We start from the raw sequence: 25,690 nt of genomic DNA on the forward strand, positions 1-25,690 counted from the left end.
GCTCAGTCTTCCAGTTGCGCTACCCGCTGGTCAATCTCACCTGTCTGGCGGCGCCACCAGTCGCTGACCTGACACAGTGCCAGCGCCTGGGTGCTGCAGCGGCCCTCATCCATCGCCGTGCGCACGGCCTCCACGTCGACCCGATTCAGGTAGCCGACCGCATCGGTCATCAGCTCTCCGTCGCCGAAGCCGCCTTCGAGCATCTCGGCCAGCGCCTGTTCGCGGCTCCAGCCGTCGAACACCATGCGGTACATGGCGGCCATCAGCCCGGTGCGGTTCTGGCCGTGCTTGCAGTGGATCAGCACACCACCCTGTTGCTGGCCGGCGCGGATCGCGCGCAGCACGCGGATCACGTCGGTGTCGGTTACCCGGTCGGCGTGCAGTGGTTCGTGGATGGCGGTCAGCTCGCTGCCGTCGAGCCAGTCGTCGTTGCGCTGGTAGAAATTGATCACGGTATGGATACCTTGCGCCTGCAGCGTCGACAGGTTCCCGCTGTCCGGCAGGGCGCTGCGATACAGGTTGGGTGCCATGCGATACAGACGCAGCTGCGGATCAATCGGGGCAGCCCAGTTGGCCGGACGCGCCTGTCCGGCGCTGAGGGTGGGTGCCGGCATGTCGACGTGGTCGCTGCGCAGGACGTCGGGTCGGGCCAGCGCGATGACACCCAGCAGTGCCAGCGGCAGGCCGGTCACGAGCAACAGATTACGCGGCTTCATGACGGAACTCCCCAGCCTGGCTGACGTTACGCGCTGCGACGGCTGGCCGATACAGCAGTAGCCGGTAACAGAGCAGGCAGATGCACCAGTCGAACAACAGGGTCCAGACGTTGTGCGAGAGGAAATGTGCGCCCTGCATGGTGCGCCCGAGTGACAGCACGGTGCCGAGCGCCAGTGCGCCGATCAGGGCGCCGCGGGCGGCCCGCGGAAAGCGGTCACGCAGGGCAAAGAACAAGGCCAGCAGCGAGAAGCCGGAAGAGGCATGACCGCCGGGCCAGCAGCGTCCGGGTTTGTTGCTGTCGGGGCGGACTGATAGCAGCGGCGTGTGAATCTCCGTGCCGCCGTATTGCACCAGACTCCAGGGGCAGGGCACGTTGGTCAGCTGCTTGAGCGGGGTGACCAGGCTGGTAGCCAGGGCCAGCGACAGCACCAGATAGCCCAGTTCCGGCCGCCAGCGCCTCAGCCGGGTCGGCAGCAGGCTGAGCACAAACCCGATGATCGCCAGTACGCCGATGACAATCACCGCCTGCTTGACCCGGTCGTGCAGGATGTCTTCGAGGAAGAAGCTGTGGCGACCGACGAAGCCGTCGCCCGGTACGTAGAACAGGTCGGAGAACCAGAAATCCAGCGCGCTGGTGTCAAACATCAGCATCAGCGCCATGACTGCAGCCGGAATCAGCAGCCAGCGACCAACAGGAAAGGGGCGCGACACCCGCGCAGGGCTGCTCATCGCTGGCTGACCTGACGGACCGGGTGGCTGCTGGAGGGCTGCCAGGCCAGCAGTCGGTGGCCGTAGTCGTAACTGGCGCCTTCGTAGTAGGCAATGGCGCGGCGGACCAGCGGATCAGTTGCCTGCGCCGCCTTTTCCACGCTCAGTCCCATGGCGTCGTCGTGCCGGCGGATCAGGCCGCGCGGGCTGAGGATCGCCAGATCCTGACCGTCAAACAGACCCAGATGCTGGTAGTTACCGATCAGCGCCCGTCCCGGGCCGGTATCCGGGCGCAGCAGGTTATGGCCGAAGAAAGTCGAGGTGTAATCCATGTTCAGCAGGCCCATCAGCGTCGGTGCCAGATCGATCTGGCTGGCCACGCGGCTGTCCTCGCGGGCGTCGATCAGGCCTGGGGCGTAGACGAACAGTGGGATGTGGTAGTTGTGCACCGGCAGGTCTTCCTTGCCGGCGCTGCCGGCGGTGTGGTCGGCAACGAACACGAAGACGGTGTCCTTGAACCAGGGTTTCTCACGCGCCTGCGCGAGGAACTGGCCGATGGCGTAGTCGGTGTATTTCACCGCGCCTTCGCGGCCGGTGCCGGACGGGATGTCGATGCGGCCTTCCGGATAGCTGTAGGGGCGGTGGTTGGAGGTGGTCATCAGCTGCAGCAGGAACGGCTTGCCCGCGGCGGCATCGGCGTCGGCCAGCTTCAGGGTCTGGTTGTAGAGGTCTTCGTCGCTCATACCCCAGGCGTTGGTGAAGGTGACTTCCTCGTCAGGCACGCTGGCCTGATCGACTACCCGGTAGCCGTTGCCGGCGAAGAAGGCGTTCATGTTGTCGAAGTAGCCGCGGCCACCGTAGACAAACACGCTGTCGTAGCCCTGCGCGCCGAGTTGCTGGCCAAGACTGGCAAACCCGGTTTCGCGGCCGATGCGCTTGACGATCGAGCGTCCGGGGGTCGGCGGGATCGACAGGGTGATGGCTTCCAGGCCGCGGGTGGTGCGGGTGCCGGTGGCGTAGAACTGGTTGAAGTAGAGGCTCTGCTGGCGCAGGGCGTCGAGGTTAGGGGTCAGATTGCGCGCATCGCCTTCGCTGCCCATGTACTTGGCGCTGAGGCTCTCGACGGTGACCAAAATCAGGTTCAGCTTGCGCGGCTGGCCGGGGTTGTCGATCTGCCGGCGAACGCCCATCGGGTCGGTGTCGACAAAGCGGGCATTGGCTTCACTGACCTCATCACGCAGGGTGGTGGCGGCGGTCGTTTCGGGCAGTTGCGGGTAGAACTGGGTGTAGTCCAGTTCGTTGTTACGGAAGGCGGCGAAGAACTGGTACGGGCCGTTGCTGGCCAGTTCGTGCTGATAGGCGTTGCCGCCGCTGCTGCGCGGGAAGTCCTGACCGACCACCAGAATGCTCAGGGCGACGGCCGTAACTGCGCCTGCCAGGCTGATGCCGCGTTCCGGCCAGCTCAGCAAGGGCGCTGCAGCGATGCGGCGAACCCGTGGTTGCAGCAGCGCGGTGGTGATCACGGCGATGACTGTCAGCGCTGCCAGCAGCGGATAGACCGGGTAGGACTCGAGGATGTTGTTGATCACCTCGTCGGAGTAGACCAGATAGTCGACCGCGATGAAGTTGAAGCGCACCCCGAACTCGTCCCAGAACAGCCATTCGGCGACCGCGGTGAACAGCATCAGGAAAACGCCGAAGGTCATGGCTACCTGCAGCAGGCGCAGGTGCCAGCGCTTGCGCCAGAGCCAGGCCGGACACAGCAGCAGGTACAGTGCCAGTGGCGCGAGGGCGTAGAGCAGGAAGGTCAGGTCGTAGATCATTCCTTCGCCGTACAGGCGCAGCACACCGCCGGCGCTGAGTTGCGCTTCGCCCAGGTGGGTCAGCAGCAGGATCGAACGGGTGACAACGAAAACACCGAGCCAGAGGGTGGCGAGCAAGCCTAGGAAACGGGCCTGGGCGGATTTGAGCAGGGGCATGTGACGGTCCATGGTTGAAATCGACCGTCGCAGTGTGGTGATCTTGCTGTCGGCGCTGCGTCAACGCGCTGTGAAAATTTCGTCAAGCCGTGTGGTTTTTTGGAGAGCGCCTGCATGCGTATTCTGGTCATTGAGGATAACCGCGATATCCTCGCCAACGTGATGGACTACCTGCAGCTCAAGGGCTACACGGTGGATTGTGCGCAGGACGGTGTATCCGGTCTGCATCTGGCGGTCAGTGATCACTATGACCTGATCGTGCTGGATATCATGTTGCCCGGCATGGACGGCTATCAGCTCTGTCAGCGGCTGCGTGATGACGCCGGTCGCGACACGCCGATTATCATGCTGACCGCGCGCGACGCGCTGGACGACCGGCTCAAGGGGTTGAAAGTCGGCGCTGATGATTATCTGCTCAAACCCTTTGCACTGTCCGAACTGGTGGCGCGCATCGAAGCCATTCTGCGCCGCAGCAGCGGCGGTGGCCGTCACCGCCTGCAGGTGGGTGATTTGAGCTATGACCTCGATACCCTGCAGGTCAACCGTGCCGGCAAGGCGCTCAAACTCAACCCGGTTGGGCTCAAGCTACTGGAAGTGCTGATGCGCAAAAGCCCGGCGGTGATTCGCCGCAACGTGCTGGAAGAGGCGCTCTGGGGTGACGAGCTGCCCGACAGCGACAGCCTGCGCAGCCATATCCACCAGTTGCGTCAGATCGTCGACAAACCCTTTGAAACGCCGCTGATTCACACCGTGCACGGGGTTGGCTACAGCCTGGCGGAGCCAGCGCAATGATCCGTAAGCAGCCGCTGCGGCGGCGGATCGTAATTGCCTTCACCTTGATGACGTTGGCAGTCAGCGGCGTGTTTTCGCTGGGGATCGTCGCCATTGTACATTTCGTTGAAGAGCACCTGGTGTCACAAGAGATGAGCGAAGAGCTGGACAGCGTGCTGGAGCAGGATCTGGCGCAAGGCCTGCCGCCCCGCCTTGATGCCAAGACCCGGCTGTATGCCTCGCACATGCCTGGCTACGAAATACCGCAGCCGCTGCGTGACCTCGATGAGGGCTTCAGCGAGCTGGTGGACGACGAATTTGCTGCCTACGTCTACATTCGCCAGATTGGTACTCAGCGGTTTGTGCTAGTGCAAGAACAGGCCGAGTTTGAGGCGCGCGAGAAGGTACTGTTCGCGGTGGTGTTTGCCGGCTTCATGCTCAGTGTCCTGCTCGGTTGCCTGCTGGGCTGGCTAATGGCACAAAAGATTCTCGCCCCGATCATCCGGCTGGCGGGCCAGGTGCGCCATCGGGATCAATTGCTGCTGCTGGCGCCGCCGTTGGCACCGGACTACCCGGATGATGAGGTGGGGCATTTGGCCGAGGCTTTCGATTCGACCCTCAGTCAGCTGCGCCGCTCGCTGGAGCGTGAACGGCTGTTTACCGGAGACGTGAGCCATGAGCTGCGTACGCCGTTGATGATTATTGCTACCTCCACGGAACTGCTGGAGGCAGCGCAGCTGGGTGAGCGTGAGCAGCGGCAGGTTGACCGCATCGCCCGTGCAGCGGAGGAAATGCGCGAGCTGGTCGGCACCTTCCTGCTGTTGGCGCGGGCCAAGGGCCAGCCGGTGAAGATGACCGGCAATGCCTCCCTGCTGTCGGTTGCACAGGAACAGACCGAGCGCTGGCATAGCGCTTTCGCTGAAAAGGGTCTGAGCTTTGAGCTGATCGTCGAGGCAGAGGACGCTGGCCAGTATCATCCGGGGCTGCTGGGGACGGTGATGTCGAATCTGTTGCGCAATGCGCTGCACTACACCGAGCAGGGGCAGGTCCGGTTGCTGCTGGGTGCCGGCTGCTTCCGGGTGGAGGACACCGGGCCCGGGGTGCCGACGGACCAGCAGAGCGACATTTTCGAACCCTTTGTTCGTGGTAGCCAGGCCCGAGGTGAAGGGCTGGGGCTGGGTTTGTCGCTGGTCAAGCGGATCTGTGCCCATCAGGGCTGGTCGGTAACCATGTACTCTCCGGCAGCGGGGGGCAGCTGTTTTGAGGTGCGGCTGGGGTGAGTCCCGGCTGCGCTCGGTCGGCAAACGCCGGCTGACGTCCTGTTGTCCGGCTCTTTCACGAAATTTTGACATTGCTTTGACGCGACCTTGATGCCTTGGCGCCTAGTCTGGCGGCAACTTCCTCATCAGGATCACCGTCATGTCTGAAGCCAAGCCAATTGAACTCGCGTTCTCCGACAAGTACGACCGGGATCACTCCCAGCAGTATTTCAGTAAGCATCAGAGCGGCCTGTCGCGCCGTCTGTCCAACTGGCGTGACATGCAGCTGGCCCGCCGTGCCCTGAAAGACGCCGGTGAGCCCAACCTGGTGCTGGATCTGCCCTGTGGCGCCGGCCGTTTCTGGCCGCTGCTGGCCGAGGCGCCGAATCGGGTGATTCTCGCTGCCGATAACTCGGCGGACATGATCCAGACCGCGCTGGCTGGCCAGCCAGCGGACGTGGTGGGACGGGTCAAGGCGTTCCAGACCTCTGCCTTTGACATCGATCTGGGCGATAACGCGGTCGACAGCATCTTCTGTATGCGGCTGATTCACCATGTGGCCGATCATGAGCACCGCCTTGCCTTGCTGCGCGAATGTGCCCGGGTGACCCGCGACACCCTGATCATCTCGTTGTGGGTCGACGGCAACTACAAATCGTGGAAACGCAGCCGTCTGGAGGCGCGTCGCGCCAGCCAGGGGCGGGCAGGTCAGAATCAGAACCGCTTTGTGGTCGCGCGTGACGTGATCGAAGCCGAATTCCGTGAGGCGGGATTCAATGAGCTTAGCCATCACGATTTTCTGCCGGGTTACGCCATGTGGCGGGTCTATGTCCTGCGCAAGGTGGACGCATGAGCGCGGTCATCTCGGCCCAGGGCCGTCTACCGTCGTTTATTCAGGCGCGTTTTGAGCGCTGGTGGGATATGGACGGCGAGTGGGTAGAGGAGCCCAATCAGCGGCGCGGAGGTCAGAGTGGCGTGAAACTGCTCCCCGCTCAGGGCCGCGGCCAGCCGAGGCTCTACAGCAAACGTCAGGCGGGTCATATTTACCGTAGCTGGCTGCATCCGTTTGGCCGGCCGACCGTGCTGCGGGAAGAGGAGGCCTTGCGCGCCTGCGAGCAGCTCCTGGTACCCGTGCCCAAACTGGTGTTCTGTGCCGCCAGGCGTGAACAGGGGCGTTGGCAGGGGCTGCTGGTAACCGAGGAACTGAGCGGTTATGTCAGTCTGGGGCAGTGGTACGCCGGCACGGCGACAGCAACCCAGCGGCGCGCGGTGTTGCAGCAGCTGGCTGTGGTACTGCGGCGCTTGCATGGCGGCCGACGCCAGCACGGCTGCCTGTACGCCAAGCACATCTATGTTCGGGTAAACGGCGACCATGCCGAGGTCGCCTTGCTGGACCTGGAGAAGAGCCGTCGTCGCCTGCTGCGCAGTCGTGCGGTGCGGCATGATCTCGACCAGTTGCGCCGCCGTCGTGAGGGCATGCCGGAGAGTGACTGGCAATATTTCCTGGGCTGCTATCACAGCCTGCAAGGGCGCACTGGAGACAGCCGCCATGCAGCCTGAGTCGATATCCGAAGCAGCGGATGCGTTGAAGCTGAAGAGTCGCGGCGGGTTCATCCGGGTGTTCAAGGCGACGGGATACTCGCTCGCCGGTCTGCGTGCGGCCTTTACCTTTGAGGCCGCGTTCCGTCAGTTGCTGTTTCTGGCGGTGGTGTTGATTCCGCTGGCGTTCTGGCTGCCGGTCAGTGGTGTGGAGCGTGCCCTGATGGTCGGGGTGGTGCTGCTGGCGCTGATCGTTGAGCTGATCAATTCGGCCATCGAGGCCGTGGTGGATCGTATTTCGCTGGAGCTGCACCCGCTATCCAAGCGCGCCAAGGATCTGGGCAGTGCGGCGCAGATGCTCGCGCTGTTGCTGATCACCAGCGTCTGGAGCCTGATTCTTTTCTCGCCCGCCTGAGCGGGCTTGCCTGTGGAAACTGTTTGATGACCCTGTCTACTGCCTCGGCCAGCCGGCCGGTGGTTGGCCTGCGCGGCCAGCTGTTGTTCATCGTCGGTGCGCTGGCAGCGCTGACTCTGATGTTGACCCTGTTGCGTGGCGCCTTGCTGGTATGGAACTGGGAGCTGGCTGCGGAAGTAACCCGTGGCGACCTGTTGGAGGCCTTTTTCAACGGCCTGCGCTTTGACCTGCGGGTCGTCGTCATCGTCGGCGCGCCGTTGATGCTCACCGTTCTCAGCGCGCGGCTGATGGCCATGCGCACGTTGCAGTGTTTGTGGCTGACGCTGGCGACCCTGCTGTTGTGTCTGCTCGGCACCATCGAGCTGAGTTTCTACCGGGAGTTTCACCAGCGTTTGAACACACTGGTATTTCAGTATCTGCAGGAAGATCCGGCGACCGTACTGAGCATGCTCTGGTATGGCTTCCCGGTGGTACGACTGCTGCTTGGCATGGCTCTGGTCAGCTGGCTGATGTACCGCAGCTACCGCTGGCTGGATCGTCACACCCGCCTGCCGGACAGTGCCGCCAATCGGCAGCATAGTCAGCTGGGGGCGCTGACGGCGCGGGTTTCGGTGCTGTTGCTGTTGCTACTCAGTTCGACCGTGCTGGCGCGCGGCACTTTGCGGCAGGGGCCACCGCTGCGCTGGGGCGATGCTTTCACCACCGAATCGACATTTACCAATCAGCTTGGCCTGACCCCGGCGCTGACGTTGTATTCAGCGGCCAAGGCGCAGTTTTCCGATCACCGCAACAATGCCTGGCTTGGTTTGATGGATGACAGCAAGGCAACCGAAGTAACCCGTCATCTGCTGCTGACCGCGAACGATCAGCTGATCGATGCCGAGCAGGCGCCGGTCCGCCGGAAGTCCGAGTCCCCGGCTGAGACCGTGCTGCCGGTGCGCAATGTGGTGGTGGTGCTGATGGAGAGTTTTGCCGGCTACTACACCGGTGCGCTGGGTTCGCCGCTGGGGATTACCCCGGAGTTCGACCGGCTGAGTAAAGAGGGTCTGCTGTTTACCCGTTACTTCTCCAACGGCACTCACACTCATCAGGGCATGTTCGCCACCATGGCCTGTTTCCCCAATCTGCCCGGTTTTGAATACCTGATGCAGGAGCCGGAGGGTGGTCATGCGTTTTCAGGTCTGCCGCAGTTGCTGAGCAAGCGCGGTTTCGACGACCTGTATGTCTATAACGGCGATTTTGCCTGGGACAACCAGAAGGGCTTTTTCGGCAAGCAGGGCATGCGCCATTTCATTGGTCGTAACGAGTACGTCAATCCGGTCTTTTCCGATCCGACCTGGGGCGTGTCCGATCAGGACATGTTTGACCGAGCTGTCACTGAACTGAATGCGCTGGATCATACGCGCCCGTTCTACGCACTGCTGCAGACCCTGTCCAATCACACGCCTTACGCGCTGCCAGACCCGCTGCCGGTGGATGCCGTGAGCGGGCAGGGTGTTAACGACGAGCACCTGACCGCCATGCGCTATTCCGACTGGGCGCTGGGCCGGTTCTTCGATCAGGTACGCAACGAGCCCTGGTACAAGGACACTCTGTTCGTGGTGATTGGCGACCATGGCTTTGGTACGCCGCGCCAGCTGACCGATCTCGATCTGCTGCGGTTTAACGTGCCCATGCTGCTGATCGCGCCCGGTATCACTGAGCGCTTTGGCCAGCGCAATGACATTGTCGGCACTCAGGTGGATGTCGTGCCGACCATCATGGGGCGCCTCGGCGGCGAGGTGCAGCAGCAGTGCTGGGGCCGCGATCTGCTCGCGTTGCCGACGGAGGACAAGGGGTTTGGTGTGATCAAGCCCTCGGGCGGCGGGCAGACGGTGGGTTTGCTGCAGGGTGACCAACTGGTGCTCCAGCCGCGCGGCGAGCAGCCCCGTGCCTATCGCTATCAGCTCGGCCCGGAGGCCGCTGTGACGCCGTTGCCGCAGGTGCCGACGGAGCTGGATGAGCAGCTCAAGGCCTATGTGCAGACCGCGACTACGGCGCTGCTGGAGAACCGGGTCGGGGTCGAGGTTGCCACCGGCAAGGGCGATTGAGAGAGGGCAGGCAACCAACCGGGCGGCTGCCCGGTTGTGCCGGTGTTAGCGCGCAAGCAGTGTGGGCAGCCAGGTCACCAGACCGGGCCAGCAGGCCGCAATTGCCAGCATCAGCAACTGAATGACGATAAACGGCAGCACGCCTCGGTAGATGGCCGAGGTCGGCACGCTGGGCGGGGTAACCCCGCGCAGATAGAATAGCGACAGGCCGAAGGGTGGGGTGAGGAATGAGGTCTGCAGGTTCAGCGCGATCATCACCCCGAGCCAGACCGGGTCGATACCCATGCTCAGCAGCACCGGGCCAACAATCGGTACGACCACGAAGGTAATCTCGATAAAGTCGAGGATAAAGCCGAGCAGGAAGATCACCAGCATTACCACCAGCGTGGCGGTGAAGGCTCCGCCCGGCAGCGAGTGGAACAGCTCGTGGATCAGCTCGTCACCGCCGAACCCGCGAAATACCAACGAAAAGATTGATGCGCCAAGCAGGATCATGAACACCATGGCGCTGATCTCGGCGGTAGCCTGAGCCACCTCGCGCAGCTTGCCAATGTTCAACTGGCGCTTGAACAGAGCCAGCAGGCCGGCACCCAGCGCCCCGACGGCGGCGGCCTCGGTCGGCGTGGCAACGCCACCCAGAATCGACCCCAGCACGGCCATGATCAGCAGCAACGGTGGCAGCAAGCTGCGCAGCAGTTGGGCGATCGATACGGAGCTACGCTCCTCCGGCGTCGGTGCCGGCAGTTTTTCTGGCTGGCGCCAGGCGACAAACGCCAGATACAGCAGATACAGCAGCACCAGCAGGAGCCCCGGCAGCAGTGCGCCGACGAACAGGTCGCTGACGGTCACGGTCTTCGGCGAAAAGATGCCAAGCTTTTGCTGCGCCTGTTGATAGGCATTGGACAATACGTCGCCCAACAGCACCAGAATGATCGACGGCGGAATGATCTGCCCCAGGGTGCCGGTCGCCGCCAACGTGCCGGTGGCCAGTGCCGGGTCATAGCCGCGCCGCAGCATGGTCGGCAGCGCCAGCAGGCCGAGGGTGACGACGGTGGCGCCAACAATGCCGGTGCTGGCTGCGAGCAGCGCGCCGACGATGCAGACCGAGAAGGCCAGGCCGCCGCGCAGCCCGCCGAACAGTCGGGCCATGGCGTCGAGCAGATCCTCGGCGATGCGGGATTTTTCCAGCATGACGCCCATACATACAAACAGCGGCACCGCCATCAGTGTCTGATTGGTCATGGTGCCGTACAGGCGGCTCGGCAAGGCGCCCAGGAAGCTCGGCTCAAACAGGTCAAAGACGATGCCGATACCGGCGAACAGCAGCGAGATGCCGCCCAGGGTGAAGGCCACCGGGTAGCCGGCCATCAGTGCCAGGCAGAGGCAGACGAACAGCGCAATCGCCATGAATTCTCCGCCCATTACAGGTGCTCCTCATGGCTGGCCGGCAGATGCCCGGGCTGTACACCGCTCAGGACCGCCAGGGTCTTGAGGAGCTGCGCCACGGCCTGCAGCAGCAGGCTGACGACCAGTAGCAGGATAAAACTCTTGTGCAGATAGACCCACGGCAACCCGCCGGCATCGGCGGAGCGCTCCTGCCGCTGCCACGACATGCTTACATAGTCCCAGCAGTTCCACGCCAGAAACAGGCACATTGGCAGCAGAAACAGCAGGCTGCCGGTCAGGTCAACCAACGCTTTGCCACGGTTTTGCAGTCGGCGGAAGAAAATGTCGACGCGAACATGGGCATCCCGCTGCAATGCCCAGGCTGCAGCGCCGAGAAACACCAGCGAGTGGGCGTAGAGGACGACTTCCTGGGTTGCCGTTGCGCCAATGTTGAAACCGTAGCGCAGCAGCACCACGGCGCAGGTCAGCAGCACCATTAGTAACGTCAGCCAGGAAACGGCGCGGCCGAGCAGGCTGGTTGCACGGTCGATGGCGCAGGCCAGCGTCAGGCCCGCGGAGGTAAGGCGTTGGAACATGTGGCAGCAGTCCGTCAGGGCCGCCGGGTGACCGCCTTGATCAGGACGGGATTACCCGGGTACGGCCGCGGTCGTCGATCGCGACAAAGACGAAGGTGGCTTCGGTCACCTTGCGGCTCTCGTCATGGGCCAGGTCTTCGCTCCAGACCTCGACCAGAATCTTGATCGAGCTGCGGCCGATGTCCAGTACTTCGCCGTGAAACGCCAGCTGGGCGCCAACTGGCACCGGGACCATGAAGCCCATGCGGTCGATGGCGACAGTGGCAACACGACCGCGGGCGATGCGGGCGGCGATGCTGGTGCCGGCGGTGTCCATCTGGGCAACCAGCCAGCCACCGTAGATGTCGCCAAAGCTGTTGCAGTCTCGCGGCAGGGCGGTGATCTTGAGCGCAAGCTCGCCCTGTGGCACGGGATCGGTATCTAATTCGTGCATTGGTAGACTCGGTAGTGGTCTATTGTATTTGTTGTGCCGGGCCGTGGCCGAACGCGGACCTAGCGGAAAGCCGCCTATGTTAAGGGATTGGCGGCAGCCTCTCAATCTTTGTATGACGGCTTTGCGCCGCCGGTCTCGTTCGTTCTGTGGGGGTTCACGCAATTGTCATAATTCGTGAATAGAGTTGTCACAAGCCGCTCTGATACTGAGTCGCGTGTTGCAAACACTACCTCAACAGGAGAATGACATGAAACTCAAGCGCTTGTTCGCTGCTGTGACCTTCGCTGCCGCCGGCGTCGCCGCCAGCTCCAGCTTTGCCGCCGTTGACCAGACTCTGGAAGACTACCAGCGTGTTGGCGGTGTATCCGGCAACCTGTCCAGCGTCGGCTCCGACACTCTGGCCAACATGATGACGCTGTGGGCTGAAGAGTTTAAGCGCATGTACCCCAACGTCAACATCCAGATCCAGGCTGCAGGTTCTTCCACTGCGCCGCCGGCTCTGACCGAGGGTACCTCCAACCTGGCTCCGATGAGCCGCATGATGAAAGACAGTGAAATCCAGGCATTCGAAGAGCGCTATGGCTACAAGCCGACCGCTGTGCCGGTTGCTATCGACGCCCTGGCTGTCTTCGCGCACAAGGACAACCCGATCGAAGGCCTGACCATGGCTCAGGTTGACGGTATTTTCTCTGCTACCCGTCTGTGTGGTGGTGAGGATCTGGACACCTGGGGCAAGCTGGGTCTGACTGGCGCCTGGGCTGATCGCGACATTCAGCTGTACGGCCGTAACTCGGTATCCGGTACCTACGGTTACTTCAAAGAGCACGCGCTGTGCAAAGGCGACTTCCGCAGCGGCGTTAACGAACAGCCGGGCTCTGCTTCCGTTGTTCAGTCGGTCAGTCAGTCGCTGAATGCGGTTGGTTACTCCGGTCTGGGCTACAAGACTTCCAGCGTTCGCGCTATCCCGCTGGCAGCAGAAGAAGGCCAGCCGTTCATCGAAGCTAACGAAGAAAACGCCATCGCCGGTACTTACCCGCTGTCGCGTTTCCTCTACGTTTACGTGAACAAGGCGCCGAATGGCGAGCTGGCTCCGCTGGAGCGTGAGTTCGTCAAGATGATGCTGTCCAAGCAGGGTCAGGAAGTGGTCTTCAAAGACGGTTATGTGCCGCTGCCCAAGCGTGCAGTGGACAACGTCCATCAGGAACTGGGCTTCTAAGTTCGCAGCTGTCGGGCACGGATGCCTGAGCTTGGAGGGGTGTGTCGATGACACGCCCCTTTTTGCCGTCACCAGGCTGTAATGAATTCGTCATATTGACCCTGTAGGGTGTGCGCCATGACTACGCAATCCCCATCCAAGACGTCCCGCGTCGATTTTGATACCCCAGCGATGCAGCGCCACCGAGCCATGCGTCACTTCAAGGACCACTTTACCCGCTGGTACGTTGCGGTCGGTGGACTTGGCGTCATTGTCGCTGTCCTGCTGATTTTCCTCTATCTGCTGTTCGAGGTATTGCCGCTGTTTGGCGGTGCCGAGATCGAGGAGCGCGAGCGTTACAGCGCAAGCTGGGTGCAGCCCGATGATCCGCCGCTGATGCTGGCGATGGAAGAACAGGGCGAAGTGGCGATTCGCGTGGCCCGGAGCGGTCAGGTGAGCTTCTTCAACACCCATGACGGCAAGCCGGTACTGGAGCAGCAGCTACCGATTCCGGTCGATGCGAAGATCACCAGCTTCAGCGTCGAAACCCCCAATTCCCGTCGTTTTGTCGTGGGCCTGAGCAATGGCCAGGTGCTGATTGCCCAGCACAACTACAAGGTGACTTACCCGAACGATGTGCGCCTGATCACGCCGAGCCTGATGTTCCCCTACGGTCAGGAGCCGATCACCCTGGATCCGCAGGGGCGCGCCCTGGATCAGGTGGCCATGAGTGCCGACAGCAATGGCCTGACGCTGGCTGGCAGCATCGGCCGTGAGTTGACGGCGATCAGCGTTAGCGTCAAACGCAACATGATCACCGGCGAAGAGACCCGTAGCGAAGCGCGGCTGGCGTTGAATCCGGCCGAAGGCGTGGTCAAGCAGTTGCTGATTGATCCGCTGCGCCAGTGGATGTACGTGGTTAATGGCGAGCAACACATTGATGTCCTGGCGCTGCGTCACAAGGGTGAGCTGAACGGCCGCTACAAGGTGGTCGAAGGTACTGGCAAGTCGGTCACCTCGGTTAACCTGATGCTCGGTGGCATCTCGTTGATCGTCGGTGACAGCAGCGGTGATCTGAAGCAGTGGTTCATGGTCCGCGGCAATGGCAATCCTCAGCTGACCGAGATCCGTGACTTTGATCAGCAGCAGGGCGAAGCCATTGCGCTGATCCAGCCTGAAGAGCGCCGCAAGGTCTTTCTTACTATTGATGCTGCCGGCCAGCTGGGTGTCTATAACTCAACGGCACACAACAATCTGCTGATCGAACCGCTTGGCGACGACAAGGTGCAGGCCTTCGCCATTGGCCCGCGCGCCGACCACCTGCTGGTTGAACATGACAGTGGCGAAATGAGCTTCTGGGACGTGCACAACGAACATCCGGAGATTTCCTGGAGTTCGCTGTGGGGCAAGGTCTGGTACGAAAGCTACCCGGAACCGGACTATGTCTGGCAGTCGACCTCGGCGACTTCCGAGTTCGAACCCAAGCTGAGCCTTGCGCCGTTGACCTTTGGTACCTTGAAGGCGGCCTTCTACGCGATGCTGCTGGCCACTCCGCTGGCGATTGCCGCTGCGGTCTACACCGCCTACTTCATGGCGCCGGCGTTGCGCCGCAAGGTTAAGCCGATCATCGAACTGATGGAGGCACTGCCGACCGTTATTCTCGGTTTTCTCGCCGGTCTCTGGCTGGCGCCGATGCTGGAAGACAATCTTCCGGGTATCGTCTCGCTGCTGATTCTGACGCCGATTGTATTTATCGCCTTCGCCTATGGCTGGAGCCGCCTGCCGGCGCGCATCCGTCTGCTGGTGCCCGAGGGCTGGGAAGCGGTGCTGCTGATCCCGGTCATTATTTTGCTGGGCTGGGTCTGCTTCGCCATGAGCGTGTATGTCGAGGCCTGGTTCTTCGGTGGTGACATGCGCGTGTTCCTGACCCGCGACATGGGCATCAACTTCGACCAGCGCAACTCGCTGGTGGTTGGGTTGGCCATGGGCTTTGCGGTGATACCGACCATCTTCTCGATTGCCGAGGACGCCGTGTTCAGCGTGCCGCGTCACCTGACCCAGGGTTCGCTGGCGCTTGGCGCCACACCCTGGCAGACCTTGAGCCGGGTGGTCATTCTGACCGCCAGTCCGGGCATCTTCTCGGCGGTGATGATCGGTCTGGGTCGCGCTGTTGGCGAAACCATGATCGTGCTGATGGCAACCGGCAACACACCGATCATGGACTGGAACATCTTCGAAGGCATGCGCACGCTGTCGGCCAACATTGCGGTCGAGATGCCCGAATCGGAAGTGGGCAGTACGCACTATCGGGTGCTGTTCCTGGCCGCGCTGGTGCTGCTCAGCTTTACCTTCCTGATGAACACGGCGGCGGAGCTGATTCGTCAGCGCCTGCGCAAGAAATACGCCTCTCTCTGACCACAGGACTCTAGACAGTGAAACAAGGCAACTTCACAACCTGGTTCAAATCGGGCAGCCCCTGGGTCTGGATGAATGCAGGCGCGGTCGCCATCGCGGTGATCATGACCCTGGGTCTGCTGATGCTGATCGCGGTGCGCGGCCTGAGCCACTTCTGGCCGGCTGATGTCATCGAGGCGGAGTACACCATTCCGGGCCAGCCGACCATTACCCTGATCGGCGAAGTCACTACCCGCGAGCAGGTGCCGACCGAGCGTTTGCACGGTGCAGGCCTGCCGGTGGATCCGGAAAAAACCGAGTTTATGGATCGCGAACTGCTTAAAGTGGGTAACCGTGATCTGTATGGTGCGGACTTCCGCTGGATTGTCGCCGATTGGCTGGAAAACGAACGCCATCCTGAGGATATCGTCGTTATCGAGCGCCGCGAATGGGGCAACTTCTACGGCTATCTGCAACAGGTCAAGCAGGACGGTAAGGTGATCGCCGAAGGCGACCAGGCCTGGACCGCGCTGCAGCAGGCGGTAGACCGCGCACTGGGGATCTACGATGAAATCCACGCACTGGAAACCGGTGCCATCGGCAAGATCAACAACGAGTTGGAGCGCATTCGTCTGCGCGAGCGTGGCTTCGAACTCGACAACGCGTTGACCGAACAGCGCAAGGCCGAGCTGGAAGCCGAGCGCAAGGTGCAGCATGACCTGTACGCCGAGCTGGAGGGGCAGCTGGTCGGGCTCTACAAGGAATTCAACCGCGACAGCATTCACGTCAAGGCGATGGACGGTCGTGAGCTCGATATCAGCCTCGGCAAGGTTGTGCGCGTGTTCCAGCCCAATGCCATGGGCCCGATGCAGAAGGTGGGTCACTACTTCAGCAAGCTGTGGGAGTTTGTCAGCGACGAGCCCCGTGAGGCCAACACCGAGGGTGGTGTGTTCCCGGCGATCTTCGGTACCGTGATGATGGTGCTGCTGATGTCGATCATCGTCACTCCGTTTGGCGTGCTGGCTGCGGTCTATCTGCGCGAATACGCCAAGCAGGGCGCGGTGACCCGGATTATCCGCATCGCGGTGAACAACCTCGCCGGTGTCCCGTCCATCGTTTATGGTGTGTTCGGCCTCGGTTTCTTCATCTATCTGCTCGGCGGCAATATCGACCAGCTGTTCTTCCCCGAAGCGCTGCCGGCGCCAACTCTGGGTACCGGCGGTCTGTTGTGGGCCTCGTTGACCCTGGCGCTGCTGACCGTGCCGGTGGTGATCGTTGCCACCGAGGAAGGTCTGACCCGCATTCCGCGTTCGCTGCGTGAAGGCTCGCTGGCGCTGGGTGCGACCAAGTCGGAAACCCTGTGGAAGGTGATTCTGCCGATGTCCAGCCCGGCCATGATGACCGGTCTGATTCTCGCCGTGGCCCGCGCCGCGGGTGAGGTCGCACCGCTGATGCTGGTGGGTGTGGTCAAGCTGGCACCGACCTTGCCGCTGAATGCCAACTACCCGTATCTGCACCTGGACCAGAAGTTCATGCACTTGGGCTTCCATATCTATGACGTCGGCTTCCAGAGCCCCAACGTCGAAGCAGCGCGACCGCTGGTATATGCCACTGCGCTGTTGCTGGTGGGCGTCATTGCCGCGCTCAACTTTGCTGCGGTATCCATTCGCAACCACCTGCGCGAAAAGTACAAGGCGCTGGAAAACTGATCACTCTTTCTAGGCGGACGCAAGATTATGTCTAACACTACCAAGACCCATGCTATGGATATGAGCGCGCTGGGCCGCTCTCAGCAGGAGCTGAACATGGACAATGAGTCCATTGCCCTGGAAGTGCCGGGCCTCTCCCTGTTCTATGACACCAAGCAGGCCCTGCATAACGTCAGCATGCGGATTCCGCGTAACCGGGTAACCGCGTTCATTGGTCCGAGCGGCTGCGGCAAGTCGACTCTGCTGCGTTGCTTCAACCGGATGAATGATCTGGTCGACAGCTGCCGGGTTGACGGTGAGATCCTGCTTGATGGCAAGGATATCTACGGCAAGGACGTCAACGTGACCGAGCTGCGTCGTCGCGTTGGCATGGTGTTCCAGAAGCCGAACCCGTTCCCCAAATCGATCTACGAAAACGTCGCCTACGGCCTGCGCATTCAGGGTGTAAACAACAAGCGCACGTTGGACGAAGTGGTTGAGTGGGCACTCAAGGGGGCGGCCCTGTGGGATGAGGTCAAGGACCGTCTGAACGAGTCGGCTCTGGGCATGTCCGGTGGTCAGCAGCAGCGCTTGTGCATTGCCCGCACGATCGCCGTCGAGCCTGAAGTGCTGCTGCTCGACGAGCCGGCTTCGGCACTCGACCCGATCTCCACCCTGAAGATCGAAGAGCTGATCAACGAGCTGAAGTCCAAGTTCACCATCGTTATCGTTACCCACAACATGCAGCAGGCAGCGCGGGTTTCTGACTACACTGCCTTCATGTACATGGGCGAATTGATCGAGTTCGGTGACACCAACACGCTGTTCACCAATCCGTCGAAGAAACAGACGGAAGACTACATTACCGGTCGGTACGGCTAACCCAGGGAGACATGCACCATGCCGTCAGATAAAGAAGCGTTTAATCAGCATATTTCCCAGCAGTTCAACGATGAACTCGAGGAGATCCGTACCCATTTGCTGGAAATGGGTGGCCTGGTCGAGAAACAGATCAACGACGCCATCGTTGCGCTGGTAGAGGGTGATGCCAAGCTGGCCCAGCAGGTCCGCGAGAAGGACGACACCATCAACCAGATGGAGCTGGATATCGACCAGGACTGCCTGCGCATTCTGGCCCGGCGCCAGCCGGCAGCCAGCGACCTGCGCCTGGTGGTCAGCATCAGCAAAATCATCGTCGATCTTGAGCGCATCGGTGACGAATCGTCGAAGATTGCCCGTCGTGCGCTGGATCTGGTGGATGAAGGCCAGGCACCGCGTGGCTATGTTGAGTGTCGCCATATCGGCCACCACGTACGTCGCATGGTGCAGGAGTCGCTGGATGCCTTTGCCCGAATGGACACCGAGCAGGCGTTTGCCGTTGCCCGCGAGGACAAGGCGGTTGACCAGGAATACAAGACCGCGATGCGTGAGATGGTGACCTTTATGATGGAAGATCCGCGTTCCATCGGCCGGGTCCTGAACATCCTCTGGGTCCTGCGCTCGCTGGAGCGGGTCGGCGACCACGCGCGCAACATCGCCGAGCACGTCATCTATCTGGTCAAGGGCACCGATGTCCGTCATATCGGCCTGAAGCGGATGGAAGCCGAGGTGAAAAAGGACGTGGCTGACGAGTGAGCTGGCGCCTGAGGCAACAAAAAACCCGCCTGATGGCGGGTTTTTTGTTGGAATTTTGTTATTACTGGCTGAGCACCCATTCGGCCAGAATACGGGCTTCCTCGTCGGTCACCTGGTTGGCAGGCATCGGAATCGGCCCCCAGAGGCCAGAGATACCGTTCTTGATATGGCCGGCGACAGTTTCCACTGCGCCCTCCTGCCCGGCATACTTGGCGGCGACATCCTTGTAGGCAGGTCCGACCACCTTGGTATCGATCTGGTGGCAGGCGACGCAGGCCTTGGTCTTGTACAAGGTTTCGCCATCGGTGGCGAACAGGGAGCCGGAGCTGAGCAGCGCGGCTGCACTCAGGGCAGTGATCATCAGACGTTTCATCAGGTGTTCCTCACGGGCTGTAAGTTGCAGGTGACCCTGCTTGTCTCTTGTTAGAGCGTATCGCTACTTTGCTAAAAATGGACGTTGATGCCGGCTTTGACAAGTGCTCATTTGTCGCAGAGTACGTGGACTAAAGTCGCTATTTTGAGTATGTTGCGGGACATTATCGCATTTTGTATCTTGCGCAGCCCGCTTCCGAAGATTGATAAAAGAAGGCGGGCCCCAGAGGCTAACGCCTGCACCCACAAAAACCTGAGAAATTCGGAGATACCATGGAGATCAAGTCTTACAGCATGAACTGGCATTACCCCACCGCCGTGCGCGTGGGTGCAGGGCGTATCAGCGAACTGCCGAAAGCCTGCCGCCAGTTGGGCATGACTTCTCCGCTGTTGGTGACTGACCCGGGCCTGGCAGCATTGCCGATGGTTGAGGCGGCGCTGCAGCTGTGTCGCGATGCGGGCCTGCAAGCGGGTCTGTTCAGCGCCATCAAGGGCAACCCCACTGGTGGCAACGTAGCCGATGGCGTAACCGCCCTCAAGGCCGGCAACCACGACGGGGTCATCGCCTTTGGCGGCGGTTCCGCGATTGACGCAGCCAAAGCGATTGCGCTGATTGCCCATCAGGACTGCAGCCTGTGGGAAGCGGGCCCCGGTTCGATCGATGCGAGCAAGATGCTGCCGGTGGTCGCGGTACCAACCACGGCTGGTACCGGCTCGGAAGTGGGTCAGGCGGTGGTCATCACCGACGACGAAAGCCACGTCAAGCGGGTTATCTTCCATCAGAAAATGGTCCCCGCCATCGTGCTGCTGGACCCCGAGCTGACCGTCGGTCTGCCCGCCAAGCTGACCGCTGCTACCGGTATGGACGCGCTGGCGCACAACCTGGAGGCCTTCTGCGCGCCGGTTTATCACCCGATGGCTGAAGGTATCGCGCTGGAAGGCATGCGTCTGGTCAAGGACTTCCTGCCGCGTGCGACCAAACAGGGTGACGACATCCAGGCTCGTTTGCAGATGCAGGTTGCTTCCAGCATGGGTGCGGTAGCCTTCCAGCGCGGTCTGGGTGGTATTCACGCTGTCTCGCACAGCCTGGGCGCGGTCTATGATGCTCACCACGGCCTGCTGAACGCGATTGTCATGCCTTACATGCTGCAGGCCAACCGTCCGGTTATCGAAGAGGAAATGGCGCGTGCTGCCCGCTATCTGGGTCTGCAGAAGCAGAACTACGATGGCATGTTGGATTGGGTGTTGGAGCTGCGTGCCGAGCTGGGTATCCCGCATACCCTGGCTGAGATCAACATTGACGATGCCAAGGCTGAAACCATTGGTGCCATGTCCGCCAAGGATGTTGCCGGCAGCACCAACCCTCAGCGCTACAACGCCGAGCAATACCAGGCGATCTTCCTCAAGGCCGTGCGCGGCGAGTTGTGATCGTGCTGTGCTGAGCAAAGCCGGGCTTGTGCCCGGCTTTTTTCTCTGCGGGGCCCGGGGGCAGCCAGCGGTGGTGGTGAGTGGCGCAGGGGCGTCCTGCGAACGCCGCACCGGCACTTTGCGCAATACGAAGTGCAGCTTTTTCCTCAGTCTGCGTTAAGCTAGACGCAGAGCTTCAGGAAAATTCACTATGTCGAAAGTATCGGTCCTGGTCGTTGATGATGCGCCTTTCATCCGCGACTTGGTCAAGAAAGCACTGCGTAGCTACTTTCCCGGACTGCAGATTGAGGAGGCGACCAACGGTCGCAAGGCCCAGCAGATGCTCGGGCGTACGCGTTTCGATCTCATTCTGTGTGATTGGGAAATGCCGGAGATGAGCGGCCTTGAGCTACTGCAGTGGTTCCGTGCGCAGCCCGAGGGAGCTGGTGTGCCATTCGTCATGGTGACCAGCCGTGGTGACAAGGCCAACGTTGTGGAGGCCATCCAGGCCGGGGTCAGTGACTACGTCGGCAAGCCGTTCAGCAACGAGCAGTTGATCACCAAGGTCAAGAAAGCGCTGCACCGAGCCGGCAAGTTGGCGCAGTTGCAGGTCGGCGGTGCGCCGCGCCCGAGCGCCGGTACTGCTGTCGGTTCGGTCGCCAATCTGACAGCCGGGCGCCCTGCGGAAGCCTCTGCCCGCCCGGCGCCCGCGCCGGTCAGTTCGCCATTGCTCAACTCTGCCCGCCCGGCTGAACCGCCGGCTCCGCCAGCAGCCTCGACCGGCAGCGCACAATCGGTACGTGGTCAGGGTCAGCTGCGGCTGGCGGGCGAGCAGTTTGCCTGTGTAATCAAGACGCTTAGTCTGCGCGATGCGCTGATCGTGGTGCGTCGCGGCGAGCGGCTGCCGCAGGTATTCGAAAGCGGCGTGCTGGATCTGGAGCAGGACGCGGATCGCTCGGTCGCGCGTATCAACGGCTACGTCCATGCCGTAGCGGCACTGGAAGCGAAAGTGGACTGCGAGTGGATCAAGGTAACGATCAAGTTTGTCGATCAGGACCCGGAGAAGCTTGATTACCTGTCCCGTCTGATTGCTTCCGGTACCGCCCAATCACACTATTCGCCAAGCGCCTGAGCGCTTCAGGCTGCGCGGTTGGGCGGAAAGTGGCAGCTGAAGGTACTGCCGCGTTCGGGCACGCTGGTAATCTGCAGACGGCCCTGGTGGCGCAGCAGCACATGCTTGACGATCGCCAGGCCCAGGCCGGTGCCGCCGGTAGTGCTGGCGCGGCTGGTGTCGACCCGGTAGAAGCGCTCGGTAAGTCGGTTGATGTGCTGCGGTGCGATACCGACGCCGTTGTCGATCACGCTCAAGTGCTGACCCTTGTCATCGCTCCACCAGTGCAGGGTTACCTCGCCCTGATCTGGGGTGTACTTCACGGCATTGAAGGCCAGATTGGAGAAGGCACTGCGTAGTTCGCCTTCGATCCCGTGCAACCGGGTGTTGCCTTCAATTTTCAGCGTGATGTGATGACCGCGCTCGCCGGAGAGCGCTTCGGCGTCCTTGCGGATATGCTCCAGCAGCGGACGCACATCGACCAGCTCCTCTTCACTGGGGTTGTCCGACGTTTCCAGCCGTGCCAGCAACAACAGGTCCTGCAGCAGGGCCTGCATTCGGCTGGCCTGCTGCTGCATCTGCTGCAGCGGACGTTTCCAGCGCGGGTTGAGCTCGTCGTCCATATCGAGCAGCGTCTCCAGGTAGCCAACCACCACCGTCAGCGGTGTTCGCAGCTCATGGGAGACATTGGCGACGAAGTCCTTGCGCATCTGCTCCAGGTTGTACACCCGGGTAACGTCGCGCACGACCATCAGCCGGTCACCGGGTCCGTAGCGGGTAATGGCGTATTGCAGCTGGACGTTGAGGTCGATCGGCGCCGGGATTTCCAGCGGGTCGCGGAAGTCGCCGCGCTCGAAGTACTCGATGAAGCGCGGATCGCGGATCAGGTTGGCAACATGCTGGCCGCTGTCGTCCGGGGTGCGCAGACCAAGCAGGCGCTCGGCAGCGTGGTTCCACCACTCCAGGTGGCCTTCGCTGTCGATCATCACCACGGCGTCGCGCAGGGCGGAGGTGGAGCTTTGAATGCGGTCGATCACTGCCTGCAGGCGAGAGCGCATTTTGCTGTCGCGGCGCTGCAGGTGATAAATGCTGTCGAAAATCTCGCCCCAGACGCCACGGGCTTCCGGCGGCGGTTCGTTGGGGTGGGTACTGAGCCAGTCGTAGAAGCGCGACATGTGGCGCAGGGTCCAGGCCAGATAACAGCCGAGGCCGATCACCAGCACCCAGGCGGTCTGCTCCAGAACCCAGCCCAGCAGCAGGCAGAAAAGCACCAGCAGCAGGACATGGCCGAGTACTCGGCTGAAGCTATTCTTGGCCACTGAAGGTCCTCTTCAAAACGACGGCGTCCTGTTTCAGAGTATCGCGGTGCGCAGCTTGTCAGGCTTTGGTAGAGAATCGGTAGCCGGTGCCGCGTACGGTCTGGACCAGATGTTCGTACTTCTCGCCAAGTGCCTTGCGCAGCCGGCGGATGTGCACGTCCACAGTACGCTCTTCAACGTAAACATTGCCACCCCAGACCTGGTCCAGCAACTGGCCACGGGTATACGCGCGTTCCTGATGCGTCATGAAGAACTGCAGCAAGCGGTACTCGGTCGGTCCCATTTCGGCAGCCTCGTCGTCGATGGTTACGCGATGGCTGATCGGGTCGAGTACCAGGCCTGCGACCTCAATGGGCGCTTCGCTGTCGACCGGGCCGGCACGGCGCAGCACGGCTTTCAGGCGGGCAACCAGCTCGCGGGGGGAAAACGGCTTGGTGATGTAGTCATCGGCGCCGACTTCCAGCCCCTGGATCTTGTTGTCTTCTTCACCCTTGGCGGTGAGCATGATGATTGGCACGTCAGCGGTCAGCTCGTCGCGTTTGAGGCGCCGGGCCAGCTCGATACCGGTGGTGCCAGGTAGCATCCAGTCGAGCAGAATCAGGTCAGGCTTGCTGTCGACGATGCAGGCGTGCGCCTGCTGTGTGTTTTCTGCTTCCAGGCAGTTGTAGCCCGCCATTTCCAGTGCGACCGCGATCATTTCGCGGATCGGGGCTTCGTCATCGACGATCAGAATACTTTTGCCAGACATGGTTTACCGTCTCGTTGCAGCTATAAGTCATGCGCCGATTAGATAACATTTTTATTTCATTTGTGTGACGTCGCGACGGCGACGTGACATCTATGCGGCCGCTCTGGATCAGGCCAGCCAGTAGTTCAGTGCAATCCCGATGAAGACCAGCATGCCAGCCCAGTGATTGGCCAGAAAGGCGTTCAGGCAGGCGTTGCGGTCACGGTCGCGGATCAGCCATTGCTGCCAGGCAAATCCCAGCGTCATGCCCAGTAGCCCGAGGTAGTAGTACAGACCCAGCTCAAAGCGTAGACCGACCAACAGCAGGCATACCAGGGTAAGTCCCTGCAGCAGGCCGATAATCAGCTTGTCTGCGTCGCCGAACAGGATTGCGGTCGACTTGATGCCGATGCGCAGGTCATCCTCTCGGTCGCACATGGCGTACTCGGTGTCGTAGGCCACCGTCCACAGCAGATTGGCGAGAAACACCAGCCACAAGGGTATCGGCAGGGCCTCGGCCTGGGCGGCAAAAGCCATCGGGATGGCCCAGGAGAAAGCCGCACCGAGAATGACCTGCGGGTAGAAGGTGAAGCGCTTGCAGAACGGGTAGATGGCGGCCAGAGCCACGCCGACGAAGGCCAGCTTGATGGTCAGTGCGTTGGTAAACAGCACCAGCAGGCCACTCAGGCCAACCAGAATGGCGAAGGTCAACAGGGCTTGGCGCTCAGTGATGCGGCCTGTGGCCAGCGGGCGCTCGCGGGTACGTTGGACGTGGCCATCAAAATCGCGGTCGGCATAGTCGTTGATCACGCAACCGGCTGCGCGCATCAGAATCACTTCCAGCACGAAGATCACCAGAGTGCTGATGTCCGGGACGCCCTCGGCGGCCAGCCATAGCGCCCACAGGGTTGGCCATAGCAACAGGTAGGTGCCGATTGGGCGGTCCAGTCGCATCAGCTGGATGTAGTCGTTGGCCCTGGGATTGAGCCGGGCGATGGGTTTGATCAGCAGACCGAGCAAGGCGATTCTCCAGTCAGAAGACAGATACTCAGGTGCCGGCGACCGGCCAGCCCTGCAAGAATACTTCACACACCAGCAGCTGCAACTCGCCATCCGAGAAGTGAGAACGGCGTGCCCACAGTCCGTCGCTACGCCAGTCGGCGGGCAGCCATTCGGCAGGGTAACGGCTGATCTCGATCGGACCGCGGCTGATCTGCGGGTTGCGGAACAGCAGGTGGCCAAGGCTGGTCGTGCCAAGCGCGTCGAGTTCGACCGCCGAGCTGCCAAGTGCGCTGGGCGGTGCGACCGAGCGTGCATAGACGCGAGGTGCACCAGCGGTGTGCAGCAGCACCTCTCTGGCCCATACGGTAGCGCCCTGCGGCACCCCCAGTGCGGCCGCCTCGTCGGCACGCGCGGCCTGTGGCTCCTGCCGCAGCAGTTCGACACGGAAGTCGTGGTTGCCGACGTCGGTCAGACGCTGGGTCAGCGAGCCTTCATGGCAGAGCCAGCTGAACAGCGGGTTTGCCGGCGGTGCGGGATGGTGGTCGGTGGGATACCAGTGAGGCAGCATGTCAGGTATTTACGGGGTGCAGGCAGGTTGGATGTGGCGCCAAGGGTATCACGAAACCCCGTCTGCGGCGGGCGCTGTGAGCTGGTCTTGGACTTGCAGGGTAATTGCGGTAGTGTCGCGAGCAGGTGTTGAAAACCGGGCTGTTTCGGCAGCGCTTTTCAAGCACCTCCCAGATAGCAAATTCAGAACTCCGTGAGAAGCAAGCATGAAGAAGTGGCAGTGTATTGTCTGTGGTTTCATTTATGACGAAGCTGAGGGTTGGCCCGACGAAGGTATTGCCCCCGGTACCCGCTGGGAAGACGTCCCGGCGGACTGGATGTGCCCCGACTGTGGCGTGGGCAAGGAAGATTTCGAGATGATTGAAATCGGCTGATTCTGT

25 protein-coding genes are annotated in these 25,690 nt (G+C 61.6%); 14 read left to right on the top strand and 11 right to left on the bottom strand.

The features are described 5' to 3' along the window. Window positions 1–2 precede the first annotated feature (2 nt). Genes ACKPCU_RS02995 through ACKPCU_RS03005 form a run of 3 tightly spaced genes read right to left on the bottom strand, consistent with a single transcriptional unit; the run spans window position 3 to window position 3,404 of the window. Window positions 3–716, bottom strand: coding sequence for a dual specificity protein phosphatase family protein (locus tag ACKPCU_RS02995; protein ID WP_321349795.1), 714 nt, complete (start codon window positions 714–716; stop codon window positions 3–5). Beyond that, window positions 703–1,446, bottom strand: a complete 744-nt coding sequence (locus ACKPCU_RS03000) for a phosphatase PAP2 family protein (protein WP_321349796.1) — start codon at window positions 1,444–1,446, stop codon at window positions 703–705. The genes ACKPCU_RS02995 and ACKPCU_RS03000 overlap by 14 nt, the downstream gene beginning before the upstream one ends. Beyond that, window positions 1,443–3,404 carry an LTA synthase family protein gene (locus ACKPCU_RS03005; RefSeq protein ID WP_321349798.1) on the bottom strand — a complete coding sequence of 654 codons (1,962 nt, stop codon included), beginning with the start codon at window positions 3,402–3,404 and terminating at the stop codon, window positions 1,443–1,445. Before ACKPCU_RS03005 ends, ACKPCU_RS03000 begins: the two co-directional genes overlap by 4 nt. Window positions 3,405–3,518: 114 nt before the next feature. Between ACKPCU_RS03005 and ACKPCU_RS03010 the strand changes: the two genes are divergently transcribed. The 6 genes from ACKPCU_RS03010 to ACKPCU_RS03035 all read left to right on the top strand — a co-directional run bounded on the left by ACKPCU_RS03010 (window position 3,519) and on the right by ACKPCU_RS03035 (window position 9,478). Beyond that, complete coding sequence (locus ACKPCU_RS03010) at window positions 3,519–4,196, top strand: response regulator transcription factor (protein ID WP_104736632.1); 678 nt, start codon at window positions 3,519–3,521, stop codon at window positions 4,194–4,196. Then, window positions 4,193–5,455 carry a sensor histidine kinase gene (locus ACKPCU_RS03015; RefSeq protein ID WP_321349800.1) on the top strand — a complete coding sequence of 421 codons (1,263 nt, stop codon included), beginning with the start codon at window positions 4,193–4,195 and terminating at the stop codon, window positions 5,453–5,455. Before ACKPCU_RS03010 ends, ACKPCU_RS03015 begins: the two co-directional genes overlap by 4 nt. Window positions 5,456–5,594: 139 nt before the next feature. Further along, window positions 5,595–6,287 carry a class I SAM-dependent methyltransferase gene (locus ACKPCU_RS03020; RefSeq protein WP_104736630.1) on the top strand — a complete coding sequence of 231 codons (693 nt, stop codon included), beginning with the start codon at window positions 5,595–5,597 and terminating at the stop codon, window positions 6,285–6,287. Continuing rightward, window positions 6,284–6,994, top strand: coding sequence for a lipopolysaccharide kinase InaA family protein (locus ACKPCU_RS03025; protein WP_321349803.1), 711 nt, complete (start codon window positions 6,284–6,286; stop codon window positions 6,992–6,994). The genes ACKPCU_RS03020 and ACKPCU_RS03025 overlap by 4 nt, the downstream gene beginning before the upstream one ends. Then, window positions 6,984–7,388 (top strand): diacylglycerol kinase, encoded by a 405-nt coding sequence (locus ACKPCU_RS03030; protein WP_104736628.1) that lies wholly within the window; start codon window positions 6,984–6,986, stop codon window positions 7,386–7,388. The genes ACKPCU_RS03025 and ACKPCU_RS03030 overlap by 11 nt, the downstream gene beginning before the upstream one ends. 26 nt (window positions 7,389–7,414) lie before the next feature. Further along, a complete protein-coding gene (locus ACKPCU_RS03035; RefSeq protein WP_321349806.1) occupies window positions 7,415–9,478 on the top strand; it encodes an LTA synthase family protein in 2,064 nt (687 codons plus the stop codon). Between the two features lie 45 nt (window positions 9,479–9,523). On the opposite strand, the gene ACKPCU_RS03040 is transcribed toward ACKPCU_RS03035, so the two are convergent. The 3 genes from ACKPCU_RS03040 to ACKPCU_RS03050 are packed head-to-tail and all read right to left on the bottom strand — an operon-like array spanning window position 9,524 to window position 11,893. Then, window positions 9,524–10,900 carry a TRAP transporter large permease gene (locus ACKPCU_RS03040; protein ID WP_321349808.1) on the bottom strand — a complete coding sequence of 459 codons (1,377 nt, stop codon included), beginning with the start codon at window positions 10,898–10,900 and terminating at the stop codon, window positions 9,524–9,526. Next, on the bottom strand, window positions 10,900–11,460 hold the full coding sequence (locus ACKPCU_RS03045) for a TRAP transporter small permease subunit (protein WP_104736625.1): 561 nt from the start codon (window positions 11,458–11,460) through the stop codon (window positions 10,900–10,902). Before ACKPCU_RS03045 ends, ACKPCU_RS03040 begins: the two co-directional genes overlap by 1 nt. A 40-nt stretch (window positions 11,461–11,500) precedes the next feature. Next, complete coding sequence (locus ACKPCU_RS03050; protein ID WP_088275800.1) at window positions 11,501–11,893, bottom strand: acyl-CoA thioesterase; 393 nt, start codon at window positions 11,891–11,893, stop codon at window positions 11,501–11,503. 247 nt (window positions 11,894–12,140) lie between these two features. Between ACKPCU_RS03050 and ACKPCU_RS03055 the strand changes: the two genes are divergently transcribed. The 5 genes from ACKPCU_RS03055 (at window position 12,141) to phoU (ending at window position 18,805) form a co-directional block, all read left to right on the top strand. Beyond that, on the top strand, window positions 12,141–13,109 hold the full coding sequence (locus ACKPCU_RS03055; RefSeq protein ID WP_104736624.1) for a PstS family phosphate ABC transporter substrate-binding protein: 969 nt from the start codon (window positions 12,141–12,143) through the stop codon (window positions 13,107–13,109). A gap of 117 nt (window positions 13,110–13,226) precedes the next feature. Beyond that, complete coding sequence (locus ACKPCU_RS03060; RefSeq protein ID WP_321349814.1) at window positions 13,227–15,503, top strand: ABC transporter permease subunit; 2,277 nt, start codon at window positions 13,227–13,229, stop codon at window positions 15,501–15,503. Between the two features lie 71 nt (window positions 15,504–15,574). Beyond that, window positions 15,575–17,191, top strand: a complete 1,617-nt coding sequence (gene pstA, locus ACKPCU_RS03065; protein WP_104736829.1) for a phosphate ABC transporter permease PstA — start codon at window positions 15,575–15,577, stop codon at window positions 17,189–17,191. Between the two features lie 27 nt (window positions 17,192–17,218). Beyond that, window positions 17,219–18,052 carry a phosphate ABC transporter ATP-binding protein PstB gene (gene pstB, locus ACKPCU_RS03070; protein WP_104736622.1) on the top strand — a complete coding sequence of 278 codons (834 nt, stop codon included), beginning with the start codon at window positions 17,219–17,221 and terminating at the stop codon, window positions 18,050–18,052. 18 nt (window positions 18,053–18,070) lie between these two features. Continuing rightward, complete coding sequence (phoU, locus tag ACKPCU_RS03075) at window positions 18,071–18,805, top strand: phosphate signaling complex protein PhoU (RefSeq protein WP_104736621.1); 735 nt, start codon at window positions 18,071–18,073, stop codon at window positions 18,803–18,805. Between the two features lie 61 nt (window positions 18,806–18,866). Here phoU and ACKPCU_RS03080 read toward each other — a convergent pair whose 3' ends face one another. After that, window positions 18,867–19,166 (bottom strand): c-type cytochrome, encoded by a 300-nt coding sequence (locus ACKPCU_RS03080; protein ID WP_407651847.1) that lies wholly within the window; start codon window positions 19,164–19,166, stop codon window positions 18,867–18,869. 284 nt (window positions 19,167–19,450) lie between these two features. Between ACKPCU_RS03080 and ACKPCU_RS03085 the strand changes: the two genes are divergently transcribed. Then, window positions 19,451–20,605 (top strand): iron-containing alcohol dehydrogenase, encoded by a 1,155-nt coding sequence (locus ACKPCU_RS03085; protein WP_104736619.1) that lies wholly within the window; start codon window positions 19,451–19,453, stop codon window positions 20,603–20,605. A 190-nt stretch (window positions 20,606–20,795) separates the two neighbouring features. Further along, on the top strand, window positions 20,796–21,716 hold the full coding sequence (locus ACKPCU_RS03090) for a response regulator (RefSeq protein ID WP_104736618.1): 921 nt from the start codon (window positions 20,796–20,798) through the stop codon (window positions 21,714–21,716). A 5-nt stretch (window positions 21,717–21,721) separates the two neighbouring features. Here the strand turns inward: ACKPCU_RS03090 and phoR are convergent, their stop codons facing one another. From phoR to ACKPCU_RS03110, 4 genes are all read right to left on the bottom strand, one after another. After that, a complete protein-coding gene (gene phoR / locus ACKPCU_RS03095; protein ID WP_321349821.1) occupies window positions 21,722–23,014 on the bottom strand; it encodes a phosphate regulon sensor histidine kinase PhoR in 1,293 nt (430 codons plus the stop codon). Window positions 23,015–23,072: 58 nt separating this feature from the next. Further along, entirely contained in the window at window positions 23,073–23,762 is a 690-nt protein-coding gene (phoB, locus tag ACKPCU_RS03100) for a phosphate regulon transcriptional regulator PhoB (RefSeq protein WP_104736616.1), read from the bottom strand. 108 nt (window positions 23,763–23,870) lie between these two features. After that, window positions 23,871–24,761, bottom strand: a complete 891-nt coding sequence (gene ubiA / locus ACKPCU_RS03105) for a 4-hydroxybenzoate octaprenyltransferase (protein ID WP_321349824.1) — start codon at window positions 24,759–24,761, stop codon at window positions 23,871–23,873. A gap of 28 nt (window positions 24,762–24,789) precedes the next feature. Beyond that, window positions 24,790–25,311, bottom strand: coding sequence for a chorismate--pyruvate lyase family protein (locus ACKPCU_RS03110; RefSeq protein WP_321349826.1), 522 nt, complete (start codon window positions 25,309–25,311; stop codon window positions 24,790–24,792). Window positions 25,312–25,516: 205 nt separating this feature from the next. On the opposite strand from ACKPCU_RS03110, the gene ACKPCU_RS03115 reads away from it, so the two are divergent. Next, window positions 25,517–25,684, top strand: a complete 168-nt coding sequence (locus tag ACKPCU_RS03115) for a rubredoxin (protein WP_104736613.1) — start codon at window positions 25,517–25,519, stop codon at window positions 25,682–25,684. Window positions 25,685–25,690 lie beyond the last annotated feature (6 nt).

It is taken from the genome of Halopseudomonas oceani (assembly GCF_963677335.1).
In the GTDB taxonomy this organism is placed as follows: Bacteria; Pseudomonadota; Gammaproteobacteria; order Pseudomonadales; family Pseudomonadaceae; genus Halopseudomonas; species Halopseudomonas oceani.

What these genes read in the sequence shown, in the direction of transcription:
- ACKPCU_RS02995 (WP_321349795.1), bottom strand. Translation starts at nt 716, where the DNA reads ATGAAGCCGCGTAATCTGTTGCTCGTGACCGGCCTGCCGCTGGCACTG.
- ACKPCU_RS03000 (WP_321349796.1), bottom strand. Translation starts at nt 1,446, where the DNA reads ATGAGCAGCCCTGCGCGGGTGTCGCGCCCCTTTCCTGTTGGTCGCTGG.
- ACKPCU_RS03005 (WP_321349798.1), bottom strand. Translation starts at nt 3,404, where the DNA reads ATGCCCCTGCTCAAATCCGCCCAGGCCCGTTTCCTAGGCTTGCTCGCC.
- ACKPCU_RS03010 (WP_104736632.1), top strand. Translation starts at nt 3,519, where the DNA reads ATGCGTATTCTGGTCATTGAGGATAACCGCGATATCCTCGCCAACGTG.
- ACKPCU_RS03015 (WP_321349800.1), top strand. Translation starts at nt 4,193, where the DNA reads ATGATCCGTAAGCAGCCGCTGCGGCGGCGGATCGTAATTGCCTTCACC.
- ACKPCU_RS03020 (WP_104736630.1), top strand. Translation starts at nt 5,595, where the DNA reads ATGTCTGAAGCCAAGCCAATTGAACTCGCGTTCTCCGACAAGTACGAC.
- ACKPCU_RS03025 (WP_321349803.1), top strand. Translation starts at nt 6,284, where the DNA reads ATGAGCGCGGTCATCTCGGCCCAGGGCCGTCTACCGTCGTTTATTCAG.
- ACKPCU_RS03030 (WP_104736628.1), top strand. Translation starts at nt 6,984, where the DNA reads ATGCAGCCTGAGTCGATATCCGAAGCAGCGGATGCGTTGAAGCTGAAG.
- ACKPCU_RS03035 (WP_321349806.1), top strand. Translation starts at nt 7,415, where the DNA reads ATGACCCTGTCTACTGCCTCGGCCAGCCGGCCGGTGGTTGGCCTGCGC.
- ACKPCU_RS03040 (WP_321349808.1), bottom strand. Translation starts at nt 10,900, where the DNA reads ATGGGCGGAGAATTCATGGCGATTGCGCTGTTCGTCTGCCTCTGCCTG.
- ACKPCU_RS03045 (WP_104736625.1), bottom strand. Translation starts at nt 11,460, where the DNA reads ATGTTCCAACGCCTTACCTCCGCGGGCCTGACGCTGGCCTGCGCCATC.
- ACKPCU_RS03050 (WP_088275800.1), bottom strand. Translation starts at nt 11,893, where the DNA reads ATGCACGAATTAGATACCGATCCCGTGCCACAGGGCGAGCTTGCGCTC.
- ACKPCU_RS03055 (WP_104736624.1), top strand. Translation starts at nt 12,141, where the DNA reads ATGAAACTCAAGCGCTTGTTCGCTGCTGTGACCTTCGCTGCCGCCGGC.
- ACKPCU_RS03060 (WP_321349814.1), top strand. Translation starts at nt 13,227, where the DNA reads ATGACTACGCAATCCCCATCCAAGACGTCCCGCGTCGATTTTGATACC.
- pstA (WP_104736829.1), top strand. Translation starts at nt 15,575, where the DNA reads ATGAATGCAGGCGCGGTCGCCATCGCGGTGATCATGACCCTGGGTCTG.
- pstB (WP_104736622.1), top strand. Translation starts at nt 17,219, where the DNA reads ATGTCTAACACTACCAAGACCCATGCTATGGATATGAGCGCGCTGGGC.
- phoU (WP_104736621.1), top strand. Translation starts at nt 18,071, where the DNA reads ATGCCGTCAGATAAAGAAGCGTTTAATCAGCATATTTCCCAGCAGTTC.
- ACKPCU_RS03080 (WP_407651847.1), bottom strand. Translation starts at nt 19,166, where the DNA reads ATGATCACTGCCCTGAGTGCAGCCGCGCTGCTCAGCTCCGGCTCCCTG.
- ACKPCU_RS03085 (WP_104736619.1), top strand. Translation starts at nt 19,451, where the DNA reads ATGGAGATCAAGTCTTACAGCATGAACTGGCATTACCCCACCGCCGTG.
- ACKPCU_RS03090 (WP_104736618.1), top strand. Translation starts at nt 20,796, where the DNA reads ATGTCGAAAGTATCGGTCCTGGTCGTTGATGATGCGCCTTTCATCCGC.
- phoB (WP_104736616.1), bottom strand. Translation starts at nt 23,762, where the DNA reads ATGTCTGGCAAAAGTATTCTGATCGTCGATGACGAAGCCCCGATCCGC.
- ACKPCU_RS03110 (WP_321349826.1), bottom strand. Translation starts at nt 25,311, where the DNA reads ATGCTGCCTCACTGGTATCCCACCGACCACCATCCCGCACCGCCGGCA.
- ACKPCU_RS03115 (WP_104736613.1), top strand. Translation starts at nt 25,517, where the DNA reads ATGAAGAAGTGGCAGTGTATTGTCTGTGGTTTCATTTATGACGAAGCT.